This is a genomic window from Streptomyces sp. NPDC090442, assembly GCF_044769405.1.
Lineage (GTDB): Bacteria > Actinomycetota > Actinomycetes > Streptomycetales > Streptomycetaceae > Streptomyces.
The window spans coordinates 73999-88064 of the sequence record NZ_JBIVXW010000032.1 but is presented as its reverse complement, the minus strand read 5'-3'; the positions used below and the strand labels follow the sequence as shown (position 1 = coordinate 88064).

Genomic DNA, 14066 nt, shown 5'->3' with positions numbered 1-14066 from the left:
TTGGTGGTCTTGGGTCCGGCGGCGTTTGAACACCCCTCACCCCTCCAACGGGACGCCGGCCCAACGCCGTTGAGCCCCGGCCGACTCATCCGTCACCGCCGAGACACGACCCCCGCCAGTCTCCGAACGCCACGGCCCGGCCCCCGGGAATGCGTACGCTGAACCCGCCGCCGTAACGATGGCCGGATCCTTTCGGTGTACGACAGGAGCACACGATGGCCGCCTCCGTCCCTGCCGATGCCAGGACCACTGCGCGGCAACGCCTGCGCGCCTGGATGCTGCAGGGCCTCGCCGACATCGGCGCCGCGCACCGCGCCCCCGCCGAACCCGCCCACCGGGGCCAGCGCTGGTGGCGCGTGATGTGCCTGACCGGCGTCGACTACTTCTCCACCCTCGGCTACCAGCCGGGCATCGCCGCCCTCGCCGCCGGCCTCCTCTCGCCCATCGCCACCCTCGTCCTGGTCGCCGTCACCCTCGCCGGCGCGCTCCCCGTATACCGCCGGGTCGCCACCGAAAGCCCCCACGGCCAGGGCTCGATCGCCATGCTCGAACGCCTGCTGTCCTTCTGGAAGGGCAAGCTGTTCGTCCTCACCCTGCTGGGCTTCGCCGCCACCGACTTCCTCATCACCATCACCCTGTCCGCCGCCGACGCCGCCACCCACCTCGTCGAGAACCCCCACGTCCACAGCGCCCTGCAAGGCCGCCAGATGATCGTCACGCTGATCCTCATCGCCCTGCTCGGCGCGGTCTTCCTCAAGGGGTTCCTGGAGGCGATCGGCGTGGCCGTCGTCCTCGTCGGCATCTACCTCGTGCTCAACGCCGTCGTCGCGGTCGCCGGCGTCTGGCACGTGGTCACCGCCGAGCACGTCATCACCGACTGGACCCACCTGCTGACCGTCCAACACGGCAGCATTCCGGCCATGATCGCGGTGGCCCTCCTGGTCTTCCCCAAACTCGCCCTCGGCCTCTCCGGGTTCGAGACCGGCGTCGCGGTCATGCCGCACATCGAGGGCGACCCCGACGACACCGAGGCCCGCCCCACCGGACGGATCCGGGGCGCCAAGAAGCTGCTGACCACCGCCGCCGTCATCATGAGCATCTTCCTCATCATCACCAGCTTCGTCACCACCCTCCTCATCCCCGCCCCCGCCTTCCGCCCCGGCGGACCCGCCAACGGCCGCGCCCTGGCCTACCTGGCGCACGAGTACCTCGGCCCCGCCTTCGGCACCGTCTACGACGTCTCCACCATCGCCATCCTCTGGTTCGCCGGCGCCTCCGCCATGGCCGGACTGCTCAACCTGATGCCGCAGTACCTCCCGCGCTACGGCATGGCACCCCACTGGGCCCGCGCCGTCCGCCCCATGGTGCTGGTCTTCACCGCCGTCGCCTTCCTGGTCACCTGGCTCTTCGACGCCGACGTCGACGCCCAGGGCGGCGCCTACGCCACCGGCGTCCTGGTCCTCATCAGCTCCGCCGCGATCGCCGTCACCATCGCCGCCCGCCGCGCCCAACAGAAGCGCTGGGCCATCGGATTCGCCGTGATCTCCGTGGTGTTCCTCTACACCACCATCACCAACGTCATCGAGCGGCCCGACGGCGTGAAGATCGGCGCCTGCTTCATCGCCGGCATCATCCTGCTCTCCTTCACCTCACGCCTCGCCCGCGCCTTCGAACTCCGCGTCACCGCCGTCCTCCTGGACGACACCGCCCAACGCTTCGTCCGCGACATCGCCCAACGCCGCATCCGCCTCATCGCCAACGAACCCCACCGCGGCGACCTCACCGAATACCGCAACAAGGCCCAACAGATCCGCGCCGACAACGACATCCCCGCCGAAGACGACCTGGTCTTCGTTGAGGTCACCATCCGCGACCCCTCCGAATTCGAGAGCGAACTCCACGTCAACGGCGATGTCGTGCACGACCGCTACCGCGTCCTCCGCCTGGAGAGCGCCGCCGTCTCCAACGCCCTCGCCGCCCTCCTCCTGCACATCCGCGACACCACCGGACAACGCCCGCACATCTACTTCGAATGGACCGAGGGCAACCCCCTCGCCCAATTCCTGCGCTACTTCCTCTTCGGCCAGGGCGAGGTCGCCCCCGTCACCCGGGAAGTGCTCCGCGAGGCCGAACCGGACCGCAGCCGACGCCCCCGCGTCCACGTCGGCTGACCCGGCCCGCGCCTCAACCCAGCCCCGGAATCCCCGAGATCACCAGATCGATCAGCTTGATCCCGAGGAACGGCGCCACCAGACCGCCCAGACCGAAGAACGCCAGGTTCCGCCGCAGCAGGTCGTGCGCGGACGCCGGCCGGTACCGCACCCCGCGCAGCGCCAGCGGAATCAGCGCCACGATCACCAGCGCGTTGAAGATGATCGCCGACGTGATCGCCGACGTCGGGCTGTGCAGCTCCATCACGTTCAACGTCGACAACCCCGGATACACCCCGGCGAACATCGCCGGAATGATCGCGAAGTACTTCGCCACGTCATTGGTGATCGAGAACGTCGTCAACGCCCCACGCGTGATGAGCAGTTGCTTGCCCACCTCCACGATCTCTATCAGCTTCGTCGGGTTGGAGTCGAGATCCACCATGTTCCCGGCCTCCTTCGCGGCGGACGTGCCGGTGTTCATCGCCACCCCGACGTCCGCCTGCGCCAACGCCGGCGCGTCGTTCGTCCCGTCACCGGTCATCGCCACCAGCCGGCCGCCCGCCTGCTCCCGGACGATCAACCCCAGCTTCTCCTCCGGAGTGGCCTCCGCCAGATAGTCGTCCACCCCCGCCTCCTGCGCGATCGCCCGCGCCGTCAACGGATTGTCACCGGTGACCATCACCGTCCGGATGCCCATCCGCCGCAACTCGGAGAACCGCTCCCGAATCCCCTCCTTGACCACGTCCTTCAAATGCACCACCCCCAACACCCGCGGCCCCCGCCGATCCTCCATCGCCACCAGCAACGGAGTCCCCCCGGCCGCACTGATCGCATCACTGAACAACCGCGCCTCCGCGGGCACTTCACCCCCCAACTGCCCCATCCACTCGATGATCTGCGCGGACGCCCCCTTGCGGATCACCACCTCGCCCGGATACCGGCCACTCGCCCCGGCCCCGCCCGCCGCCTCCGAACCGTCCGCCCAGCGCAGATCCACCCCGCTCATCCGCGTCCGCGCACTGAACGGCACATACCGAACGAACGCCAGCTCCCCCTCCGTCGGCGCCTCCAACCCGTACTTCTCCCGCGCCAGCGCCACCACCGAGCGCCCCTCCGGCGTCTCGTCCGCCAACGACGACAACTGCGCGGCATCCGCGAGCGCCAGCTCGTCACCGCCCGGCATCGGCACGAACGCCACCGCCTCCCGGTGACCCAGTGTGATCGTCCCGGTCTTGTCGAGCAACAGGGTGTTGATATCCCCCGCCGCCTCCACCGCACGACCCGACATCGCCACCACGTTCCGCTGCACCAACCGGTCCATCCCCGCGATGCCGATCGCCGACAACAACGCCCCGATCGTCGTCGGGATCAACGTGACCAGCAGCGCCACCAACACCGCCGTCTGCTGCGCCGCCCCCGCGTACGACGCCATCGGCTGCAGCGTCACCACCACCAGGAGGAACACGATGGTCAGCGCGGCCAACAGGATGTGCAGCGCGATCTCGTTCGGCGTCCGCTGCCGCGCCGCCCCCTCCACCAGCGCGATCATCCGGTCCAGGAACGAGTGCCCGGACCGCGAGGTCACCCGCACCACGATCCGGTCCGACAACACCGTCGTACCGCCCGTCACCCCGGACCGGTCACCACCCGCCTCCCGCAACACCGGCGCCGACTCCCCGGTCACCGCCGACTCGTCGACGCTGGCCACCCCGTCGACCACCTCACCGTCCGCCGGCACCGCCTCGCCCGCCTCGATCACCACGAAGTCGAACGGCCGCAGGTCCGACGCCGGCACCGTCTCGGTGACCGCACTCTCCAGATGCACCCCCACCCGCCAGTTGTCCCGCAACCGCCGCGCCATGAGGTCCGTCCGGGCCCGGCGCAACGACGCCGCCTGCGCCCGGCCCCGCCCCTCGGCGACCGCCTCCGCGAGCTGCGCGAACACCACCGTCAGCCACAGCCACCCACTGATCACCCAGCTGAACACTGACGGATACAACACCGCGGACAACGTCGTCAGCAGCGAACCACAGGCCACCACGAACAACACCGGGTTCCTGGCCAGCGCCCGCGGATGCAGCTTCCGCATCGCCTCCGGCAACGCCGTCAGCAACACCCGCGGATCGAACAACCCGGCCGACGCCCGTCGCCGCCGACCTCGATGATGACCACCCGACCCGCCTCCGGCCCCTCCAGCGCCACGTGGGGGGACGCCCCCCGCAGCGTGCTCCGGAGCCTTCGGTGAGGGGGCGGGGACGCGGGACGGGGCAGCAGGCATGCGCGCAGGCTTTCTGGAGCGGCGGATACGAAAGAAGGAGCCAGGAGACGCCCGTACCGGTACCCAGGCGCACAGCCAGGGCGCGCAGGTTCGACAGCATCGGCATGGGGTCCACGGACCGCCGCCGACCTGCGCGTCCGCCGTCCACGGCCGTCTCCCGGCCGGCACCGAATCTAGGCCCTCGCCCACGCGTACAGTCCCGGCCAGCAACGGAATTTGCGGCTCTCTTACGTCCTGGCCATGGCTCCGCACCGCCCACGGACCGGCGGCGGCCGTGAACGGGCCACGCCGACCCGCCCGGAGGTAGCCTGAATCCACTGCTCCTGCTCGTTCCCCCAGCGCAGGGGAGGTCAGATGACCACGCCCACGGGGCTCCTGACGACACCCGCCACGAGCCTCCGCCCCAGCAGGGCCGATGCCCCGCGCTACGTCCCCATCGCCGAACACGGCCTGATCGGCGACATGCGCACCGCTGCCCTCGTCGGCACCAACGGCACCATCGACTGGTACTGCTGTGCCCGCTTCGACGCCCCCAGCGTCTTCGCCGCGCTCCTCGACGCCGACCGCGGCGGGGCCTTCGCCCTCGCCCCCGACGTACCGGCCCGCACCAAGCAGTTCTACTTCCCCGACACCAACATCCTCATCACCCGCTTCTTCGCGGACAACGGCGTCGCCGAGGTACAGGACTTCATGCCCATCGTCGGCGACTCCCGCGAGGCCGACCGGCACCGGCTGATCCGACGCGTGCTCTGCGTCCGCGGCTCCCTCCCGTTCCACGTCCGCGTGGCGCCCCGCTTCGACTACGGGCGGCAGACGCACACCGTCAGCAGCCACCACCAGGGCCTGACCGTCTTCGACTCACCGGACCTCTCCCTCGCGCTCACCTCCAGCGTCCCCGTCGACATCGACGGACCGGACGCCCGCGCCACGTTCACCCTCGCCGAGGGGGAGGCCGCCGTCTTCGCGCTCGACCGGATCGGCGAGGGCGTCGAACCCCGGTTCTGCGCCGTCCGGGAAGCCGAGCAACTCTTCGGCGCCACCGTGCGCTACTGGCGCGGCTGGCTCGCCCACTCCCGCTACCGCGGACGCTGGCGGGAGATGGTGCACCGCTCCGCCCTCACCCTCAAGCTCCTCACCTACGCGCCGACCGGCGCCATCGTCGCCGCGCCCACCACCAGCCTGCCCGAACAGATCGGCGGCGAGCGCAACTGGGACTACCGCTACGCCTGGGTCCGGGACGCCGCCTTCTGCATCTACGCCCTGCTCCGCCTCGGCTTCACCGACGAAGCGGAGTCGTTCGTGCACTTCCTCTCCTCGAAGATCTGCCTGAAGGACTGCGCCCACGGCCCGCTTCAGATCATGTACGGCATCGACGGCCGCAGCGACCTCCCCGAGCTCGAACTCCCGCACCTTGAGGGCCACTTGGGGTCCGCCCCGGTCCGCATCGGCAACAACGCCGTCAACCAGCTCCAACTCGACATCTACGGCGCCCTGATCGACTCCCTCTACCTCTACGACAAGTGGGGCCAGCCGCTCTCCAGTGACCACTGGGACACCGTCTGCAACCTGGTCAACTGGGTGTGTGACAACTGGGACCAGCCGGACGAGGGGATCTGGGAGACCCGCGGCAAGATCCAGAACTTCCTCTACTCGCAGTTGATGTGCTGGGTGGCCATCGAACGGGCCATGCGCATCGCTCGCCACCGCGGCCTGCCCGCCGACATGATCCGCTGGGGGCGGGAACGCGACGCCATCTACCGGCGCATCATGCAGCGCGGCTGGTCCACCGAGCGCCGGGCGTTCGTCCAACACGAGGGCGCCGACGTCCTGGACGCCGCCGTCCTGATGATGCCGCTCGCCAAGTTCATCTCGCCGACCGACCCGAAGTGGCTCTCCACCCTGGACGCCCTCGGCGACGAACTCGTCTCCGACTCCCTGGTCTACCGCTACGACCCCAAGAACAGCCCCGACGGACTCCGCGGCGAGGAAGGCACCTTCTCCATCTGCTCGTTCTGGTACGTCGAGGCGCTCTCCCGCGCCGGCCGAATCGACGAGGCCCGCCTCGCCTTCGAGAAGATGCTCACCTACGCCAACCACCTCGGCCTCTACGCCGAAGAAATCGGCCAAACCGGCGAACAGATCGGCAACTTCCCCCAAGCTTTTACCCACTTGGCCCTGATCAGCGCAGCCTTCAACTTGGACCGAGCACTGGGGTGAGGACGGGGGTTGGCGGTGAGGCGGGCGAGGGGGGGATCCTTCGGGTGGCGGGTGGCGGGTGGCGGGTGGCGGGTGGCGGGTGGCGGCTGGTCGCTGGGCCTGCCTCTGGAGCTTCCCCCCTCCCCCTCCCCCTCCCCCTCCCCTCCTCCTCCCCTCCCCCTCCCGCCCCACCCCTCCGCCTCAGGCCGCCCGTATGTCGACACATGCGTCGGGCCCCCGGGCCAAGTCCCGCGTCCTGCCCCCGCGTCGAGCCCCGCGTCGAGGCTCCGTTCCGAGGGCCTGCATCGAAACCCTGCGTGGAGTGCGCCGCGCCCCATCGCGCCCCACTGCCCGGCGGCCCGCCCCCGCCGCTGTTCCAGGGCGGTGAGGCCGGCCGGGGCTCGACTCGCGCCCCCGGCCGGCCGGGCACGCCGGAGGAGTTCAACTACGTCTCCGGCCCTGCCCGTTGTGACTACCGGTCGTCAGTCGGAGGCACCAGCAGGGCGTGCAGTCCCGATGATCGAGGGGGATGCCGGATACGCCTTGCTGTCGGGGCGGAACTCGAACCGTCGTACGGTCTCGATCGTGAAACCCGCCCTCCGGATGGCGGTTTCCGTGTCCCGTGTGACGTTGCATCCCCCTCCGATGAGCCGCCACAGCGGATTGAGTATCCGCTGTCGTCGGTAGACGCGAGGCTCTTGCGCTCGGACGTGCTCGTAGAAGCGCAGTTCACCGGTCGGTTTCAGGACCCGCAGGACCTCGCCGAGTGCGGCGGGGACGTCCGCGATGGTGCACAGGACCAGTGAGGCCACCGCCATGTCGACGCTCGCGTCGTCGAGTGGCAGTCGCTCCGCCCGACCCGGCAGCACCTCGACCGGTATCCGCGCCGTGGCCGCGGCCCGCGTGGCGAGGCCCCGCAGTCTGGGCTCGGGCTCCACCGCGAAGACCCGCTCCACCTCCGCCGGATAGTGCCGGAAGTTGGATCCGATCCCCGCACCGATCTCGACCACTCGGCCCCGGGCGCCCGCGAGCAACTCCCGTCGGTGTTCGAGCGAACCGTGGGCGTCCGCATAGGCGCTGATGCGTGGATAGAGCCGTGCGAAGAGTGGGTGTGACACCTTGTCCGACATGCTGCGCTCCCCGTGATCGTGTGCCCTGTGTGCGAGGACGGCCTCGCTGCCTTGCCGTTGTCGCCTCCTCAACGATCCCTGCTGGCTGGCGTTCTGAGGACATTGCATCAGTCGGTGGAGCGGTCGGGCATCGGAGCGTGGGTGGGAAGGTGGACTCACACCGTGGGTTGATCGGTGGAGGGGTGCCAACCCTGGGTATGGGGCGGATGCGCGTGGCGCTCCGCGGTGTGCCGTCAGGCGTCGCCGGGCAGCAGGTGCTGGTTGACCTGGCGGAAGGCCCAGGAGCCCTTGGTGTGGGTGAAGACCCACACCAGGTCGAAGCGGTCGGGCCACTTGTGCGGGACGTCGGTGTCCGAGGCGCCGAGTGCGTCGACGATGTCGGGGATGCGACTGTGCTCCCAGCAGATCAGCACCGGGCCGGTGGCGGCGAGGGCGGCCTTCGCGAGGTTGCTCTCCTCGGACTCCGCGTAATCCAGGTCGACCTTGAGTCCCATGTGCTGGGCGAGCGGGGTGACGGTCTGTCGCATCCGGTGGGCGCCGGCGTTCGGGCCCTTGTCGGTGGCCGCGTAGATGGTCCGCGGGCGCTGGAGGCCGGCCGGGAGGGGCTTGCCCGCCGGCGGGTCGAAGAGCTTGGGCAGCCCGTTGGCCCGGTCCCAGCCGCGCTGGGTGAGGGACTTGTGGTCCTCGTGGCCGTGCTCGTCGATGCCGGGGTGGTGCTTGTCGGGCTTCTCGCCGTGCCGGATGATCATGATGACGGTGGAGTCCCCGGGTGCGGTCTTCCCGGGGCCGTGCGGGTTGATGGCGGCCGCGGCCTCCTTGTGGCCGCCACAGGCCGTGAGGATCGCCGGGGCCGCTGCGGCCAGTCCGGCCAGTACCCACCTGCGGCTCGGTGCCGGGCGGTTCGGGGCGGCAGTTGGGGGAGTGGGGGAAGTGTCGGCTGTTGTCCGGCGATGCGGCATGTGCGCAGTCTCCTTCGTGCAGCGGAAGGGTGGGGGGTCGTGCTGCGGCAGTAGAGCACGCTTCCCTGAGGATGTCCGCCCGGTTGGTGGCGTCAAGGTGCAGACGGGCGGCGGCAGGGCGGGCGAAGCGGGACACGTCGGGTGAGGTGGTGCGCTAGGAGGGCAGCGCGTCCACGGCGGCTTGCCAGGGATAGGCGTCGAGATTCCCCGCCTTCGGCGGGTGCGGTGTGAAGCCGTCGTCCCCGAGCAGCACCGTGATGCCGGCGTCCCTCAGGGTGGCGATGCTGCGGGCGGTGGCCGGGTGCGCGTGCTGGGCGGCGTTCCAACAGGGCAGCGCCACCGTCGGGATGCGCAGCCCGATCGCCTCCGTCAACAGGCCGAGCGCCAACGTGTCGGAGATCCCGGCGGCCCACTTGTTGAGGCTGTTGCAGGTGAGCGGGGCGACCAACAGGGCGTCCGGCGGCGGCAGTACGTCCGGCTGGCTCGGCAGCTTGTACTGGTGGCGGACCGGGTGCCCGGTGAGGTCGGCCAGGGCCTCGATCGCGCCGTCGGCGTCCTCGGTCGCCCACCGGTACGCGGCGGGCGTCAGCACCACGCAGACGTCCCAGCCGGCACCCTGGGCGGTGTGGACGGGAACGTCGATGCGGCGGGCCGGCGCGGCGGCGCAGGCGATCACGTACAGGGTGCGAGTCGTCGTCACCAGAGCAGTCCACAGCGCCCGGTGGATGCCCGCAAGGGTGCGTCGGCGACGGGGCGGCACGGCCGTCGCGTGACGGTACGACCTCGCGGAAGCGACGCCCCCGTCAGATGCTCAGCTTCGTTGCCGGCCAATCCTGGAGCGCGGTGCGGACGTCGTCGGGGAGCGGGACCGCCCGGTGGGAGTCGAGGGAGGTGCACACCAGGACGGCCTTGATGCGTGCCCGTACGTCCGTGGGGTCCGGACCTGTGCCCACCAGTAGGAGGTGAAAGGAGCTCTTGCCGGTCCGCTCCACGGACAGGGTGAAGCGCAGGGTGTCGCCCAGGGTGCTCGGCGCCAGGAAGTCGCATTCGACGTGGGCGGTCGGCATGCCGATGCGTCGCTCCAGGAGGAGTGCGGGGTAGTCGACGGTCAGGCCGGCCTCGAACCATTCCTGGACGATCTCGTTCAGGAAGACCAGGTACTGCGCGAAGAAGACGACTCCGGCGGGGTCGCAGTGGTGGAAGTAGACCTTCTTCTCGCGGGTGAAGTGCCGTGGTGCACCGGCGGGCGGCGTGCTCTGCACGATCGTGATCCACCTCTCCCGATTGCCCGTCGGCCGTCCGACGGGTTCGACCCCGCCCCCAACGTCGGTGGTCCCGTCTGCCCCGTCAAACGGCGCTGCTGCGTCCGGCGCAACCGCCGTCCCCGGCGCCCTACTGGCGGCGGGCGCCGACCAGTTGGGGCGGCGGCTCGCCCCCGATCCCCGGGCTGACGGCGCCCGGATCGGCCACCGAATCCGGCCCGGGGCGCCGCACGCGGTAACGGTCGGCGGGACGCGGCGCCCGACGGAACCGGCGCTACGACCTCTGCAGTTCCCCGGAGCGCGGTGGTGCGTGGCGTTGGGTGGTGCCCCGTACGGCGGTTGGCGGGCCGCGTACCGGGCGCCGCCGTCAGGCCGGCCGCCCTGCGGTGGTCCGGGCGTAGTGCTCGGCGATCTCGTCGCTGGTGGTCAGCCACACCCCGGGATGCTGGGCGATGTGCTCCAGCGCCTGGTCCAGGTACTTGTGACGGAACGGCTGGCCGATGACGAACGGGTGCAGCGCCAGCGACATCACCCGGCCGCTGCCGGCCGCGTCGGCGTGGAGCTGGTCCAACTGGTCCTTGACGATCTGTACGAAGTCGGGACCGCTGAGACTCTTGCCAACGAACAGGCTGATGTCGTTGAGCTCGATGGGGTACGGGACGCTGAGCATGCCGGGGACGTTGAGGCGGTAGGGCTGGTCGTCGTTGGTCCAGTCCAGTACGTAGGACAGGCCCAGTTCGGCGAGAAGCTCGGGGGTGCGGAAGGTCTCGGTGAGGGCCGGGCCGAGCCAGCCGCGCGGGCGGTGGCCGGTGGTCCGCTCGATGGTGTCGACCACCTCGGCCAGATAGGCCCGCTCCTCGTCGGGTGTCATGTCCGCCTGGAAGACGGAGTTGTTCTTGCCGTGCGCGAGCCAGGCCCAGTTGCGGGCCCGGCCGGCCTCGATGATCTGCGGATAGCGTTCGCCGACATCGGAGTTGAGCAGCACGCTGGCGCGGATGCCGTGCCGGTCCAGGCTCTCCGCCAGCCGCCAGATGCCCACCCGTGGGCCGTAGTCGCGCCAGCCGTAGTTGAGCGGGTCCGGGGCGAGCCCGGTGGTGCCGGGGAAGATGCTCGTCGAGGGGCGGTCGACCTGGTAGTGCTCGATGTTCACCCCGACGTAGAAGGCGATCCGGGCGCCGCCGGGCCAGGAGATCGGGGCGCGTTCGGTGATCGGGCTGTAGTCGTAGAGCTGGTTGTCCATGGGGGCTCACCTCGGGTCCGTTGCGGTGCGGTTTCCTCGTTCCGCATCGTCGAACCTTCACACTGATGTGAGGGTCAAGTGGGGTCCGAAAGGCGACGGTGGACGGCCGACTTGGCGCCCGCCTCCGGGTGGTGGTCGCCGGCCGCGCGGCTTGCGCGCCGCCGCCCGGCGTAAGTGCTGATCCGTGGCTGGGCGCGTGACGTTCCTGGCGGGGCGGGCGGCACGCCTGTTTGCCGCGGCGGACGCCGTCTCCAGTCGCCGCCCCGGACCGCCCGGCGAAGAATTGTCCGGGTACGGGCAATCGACTACGGCCGGCAGCACACCACCGTGGCGCTGCCCGCCGGACGGGTGGTCATGGTGACGACTTCGCCTTTCGGGTCCAGCGACCCGTTCTCCGACCTCTTCAACCGCTTCTTCGGCATGAGCCCGGCGGCCTCCCCGCCGGCCGTCCAACGCGTCCCCATCGGGCGCCTGCTCAGCGACTCCGCGCACGAACTCCTGGCCACGGCGGGCAGACGCGCCGCCGAGGACGGTTCCGACCTCGACACCGGCCATCTGCTGTGGGCCGCGACCCAAGTGCCGGCCGCCCGGCACATCCTGGAGCAGGCCGACGCCGACCCCGACCAACTCGCCGAGGACCTCGCCCGACAACTGCCCTCCGGCACCGGCAACGGGGAGCCCGCGCTCACCCCGGCCGCCAAGCGCGCCCTGCTCGCCGCGCACGCCCGCTCGCAGGCCGCCGGCGCCTCCTACATCGGCCCCGAGCACATCCTCGCCGCGCTCCTGGAGGACCCCCGCTCCGGCCTCACCCAGGCCCTCGGCCCCGAGGGGGTGCGGGAACACGGCGCCGCCCGCGGCGACCGGCAGCCCGCGCAGGGCGGCCACGGCGACACCCCGACCCTGGACGAATACGGCCGGGACCTCACCGACGAGGCGCGCAGCGGAAAGCTGGACCCGGTGGTCGGTCGGGCCGAGGAGATCGAGCAGACCGTCGAGGTGCTCTCCCGCCGGACGAAGAACAACCCCGTCCTCATCGGCGACCCCGGAGTCGGCAAGACCGCGATCGTCGAGGGCCTCGCCCAACGCGTCGTCGCCGGGGAAGTGCCCAAGGCGCTGCGGAACCGACGGGTGGTCTCCCTGGACCTGGCCGGTATGGTCGCCGGCTCCAAGTACCGGGGCGAGTTCGAGGAGCGGCTGAAGAAGGTCATCGACGAGGTCACCGGCGCCGACAAGGGCGTCGTCCTCTTCATCGACGAACTCCACACCGTCGTCGGGGCGGGAGGCGGCGGCGAGGGCGCCATGGACGCCGGCAACATCCTCAAACCCGCCCTGGCCCGCGGGGACCTGAGTGTCGTCGGGGCGACCACCATCGACGAGTACCGCAAGCACGTCGAGAAGGACGCCGCGCTCGAACGCCGCTTCCAGCCGGTCATGGTGCCCGAGCCGACCGTCGACGAGACCGTCGAGATCCTACGTGGCCTGCGGGACGCCTACGAGGCGCACCACCAAGTACGTTTCACCGACGAGGCGTTGGACGCCGCGGCCACCCTCTCCGACCGGTACCTCACCGACCGTTTCCTGCCCGACAAGGCCATCGACCTCATGGACCAGGCCGGCGCCCGGGTCGGGCTGCGCAGCCTCGACGGCCCCGGCCCGGCCGCCGAGATCGAGGACCGCCTGACCAAGCTCCGTCGGGAGAAGGACGAGGCGGTCAGCACCGAGGACTACGCACGCGCCGCGGCACTCAAGGAACGCATCCGGCAGGCCGAGGGCGAGCTCGCCGACCTCGGTGAGGAGCGCGAGCAGGCCGCCAGCGTCACCGCCGAGGACATCGCCGAGGTGCTCTCCGCCCGCACCGGTATCCCCGTCGCCCAGCTCACCGAGACCGAACGCGACCGGCTGATGAAGCTCGAAGACGCCCTGCACGAGCGGGTGATCGGCCAGGACGAGGCGGTCACCGCGGTCTCCCAGGCCGTCCGCCGCAGCCGCGCCGGCATGAGCGACCCGGACCGGCCCAGCGGCAGCTTCCTCTTCCTCGGGCCCACCGGCGTCGGCAAGACCGAACTGGCCAAGGCCCTCGCGGAGTTGCTCTTCGGCGACCCGGACCGGATGGTCCGCTTCGACATGAGCGAGTTCCAGGAGAAGCACACCGTCTCCCGGCTCGTCGGCTCCCCGCCCGGATACGTCGGCTACGAGGAGGCCGGGCAACTCACGGAGGCCGTCCGCCGCAGGCCCTACAGCGTCGTCCTCTTCGACGAGGTCGAGAAGGCCCACCCGGACGTCTTCAACCTGCTGCTCCAGGTCCTCGACGACGGGCGGCTCACCGACGCCCAGGGCCGCACCATCGACTTCCGCAACACCGTCATCATCATGACCAGCAACATCGCCTCGCAACGGATCCTGGCCCACCACGGATCCGTCGACGAGATCCGCGACGACCTGATGAAGGACCTCCAGACGCACTTCCGGCCGGAGTTCCTCAACCGCATCGACGAGGTCATCGTCTTCCACGCGCTGACCCGCGACGACCTCATCAAGATCGTCGACCTGCTGCTGGAGCGCAGCCGGCGCCGGCTGCACGCCCAACAGGTCGGCCTGGACGTCACCGAAGCCGCCAAGGAATGGCTGGCCAACCGCGGCTACCAGCCCGAATACGGGGCCCGCCCGCTGCGCCGCACGCTCCAGAACGAACTCGACAACCGGCTCTCCACCATGCTCCTGGACGGCACCCTCAACCCCGGTGACACCGTCCTCGCCGACGTCGGCGACGGCCAGTTGACGCTCACCCTCGAAGAGAAGCCGGCCGGCGGCAAGCCCGCCGAGGAGCCCGCCGCCGGATCCTGACCGG

Annotated in this window: 9 protein-coding genes; 3 read left to right on the top strand and 6 right to left on the bottom strand. The window is 70.6% G+C overall.

Translation table 11 applies throughout. The features are described 5' to 3' along the window. Positions 1 to 215 precede the first annotated feature (215 nt). On the top strand, positions 216 to 2171 hold the full coding sequence (locus ACIQU6_RS22970) for an amino acid transporter (protein WP_403483527.1): 1956 nt from the start codon (positions 216 to 218) through the stop codon (positions 2169 to 2171). A 13-nt stretch (positions 2172 to 2184) separates the two neighbouring features. Here the strand turns inward: ACIQU6_RS22970 and kdpB are convergent, their stop codons facing one another. Further along, the gene (gene kdpB / locus ACIQU6_RS22965) at positions 2185 to 4431 is read right to left on the bottom strand and encodes a potassium-transporting ATPase subunit KdpB (RefSeq protein WP_403483526.1); all 2247 of its coding nucleotides are present in this window, start codon (positions 4429 to 4431) and stop codon (positions 2185 to 2187) included. A gap of 354 nt (positions 4432 to 4785) precedes the next feature. Here kdpB and ACIQU6_RS22960 point away from each other — a divergent pair, with 354 nt between their 5' ends. Then, on the top strand, positions 4786 to 6648 hold the full coding sequence (locus ACIQU6_RS22960) for a glycoside hydrolase family 15 protein (RefSeq protein ID WP_403483525.1): 1863 nt from the start codon (positions 4786 to 4788) through the stop codon (positions 6646 to 6648). 461 nt (positions 6649 to 7109) lie between these two features. On the opposite strand, the gene ACIQU6_RS22955 is transcribed toward ACIQU6_RS22960, so the two are convergent. The 5 genes from ACIQU6_RS22955 to ACIQU6_RS22935 form a co-directional block, all read right to left on the bottom strand. Continuing rightward, entirely contained in the window at positions 7110 to 7757 is a 648-nt protein-coding gene (locus tag ACIQU6_RS22955) for a class I SAM-dependent methyltransferase (protein WP_403483524.1), read from the bottom strand. Positions 7758 to 7990: 233 nt separating this feature from the next. Continuing rightward, the gene (locus ACIQU6_RS22950; protein ID WP_403483523.1) at positions 7991 to 8716 is read right to left on the bottom strand and encodes a hypothetical protein; all 726 of its coding nucleotides are present in this window, start codon (positions 8714 to 8716) and stop codon (positions 7991 to 7993) included. Between the two features lie 154 nt (positions 8717 to 8870). After that, positions 8871 to 9416 (bottom strand): flavoprotein, encoded by a 546-nt coding sequence (locus tag ACIQU6_RS22945; RefSeq protein WP_403483522.1) that lies wholly within the window; start codon positions 9414 to 9416, stop codon positions 8871 to 8873. A gap of 103 nt (positions 9417 to 9519) precedes the next feature. After that, entirely contained in the window at positions 9520 to 9978 is a 459-nt protein-coding gene (locus ACIQU6_RS22940) for an acyl-CoA thioesterase (RefSeq protein ID WP_403483521.1), read from the bottom strand. A gap of 367 nt (positions 9979 to 10345) precedes the next feature. Next, positions 10346 to 11218 carry a polysaccharide deacetylase family protein gene (locus tag ACIQU6_RS22935; RefSeq protein WP_403483520.1) on the bottom strand — a complete coding sequence of 291 codons (873 nt, stop codon included), beginning with the start codon at positions 11216 to 11218 and terminating at the stop codon, positions 10346 to 10348. A gap of 354 nt (positions 11219 to 11572) precedes the next feature. On the opposite strand from ACIQU6_RS22935, the gene ACIQU6_RS22930 reads away from it, so the two are divergent. After that, the gene (locus ACIQU6_RS22930; protein WP_403483553.1) at positions 11573 to 14062 is read left to right on the top strand and encodes an ATP-dependent Clp protease ATP-binding subunit; all 2490 of its coding nucleotides are present in this window, start codon (positions 11573 to 11575) and stop codon (positions 14060 to 14062) included. The last annotated feature ends 4 nt before the right edge of the window (positions 14063 to 14066 follow it).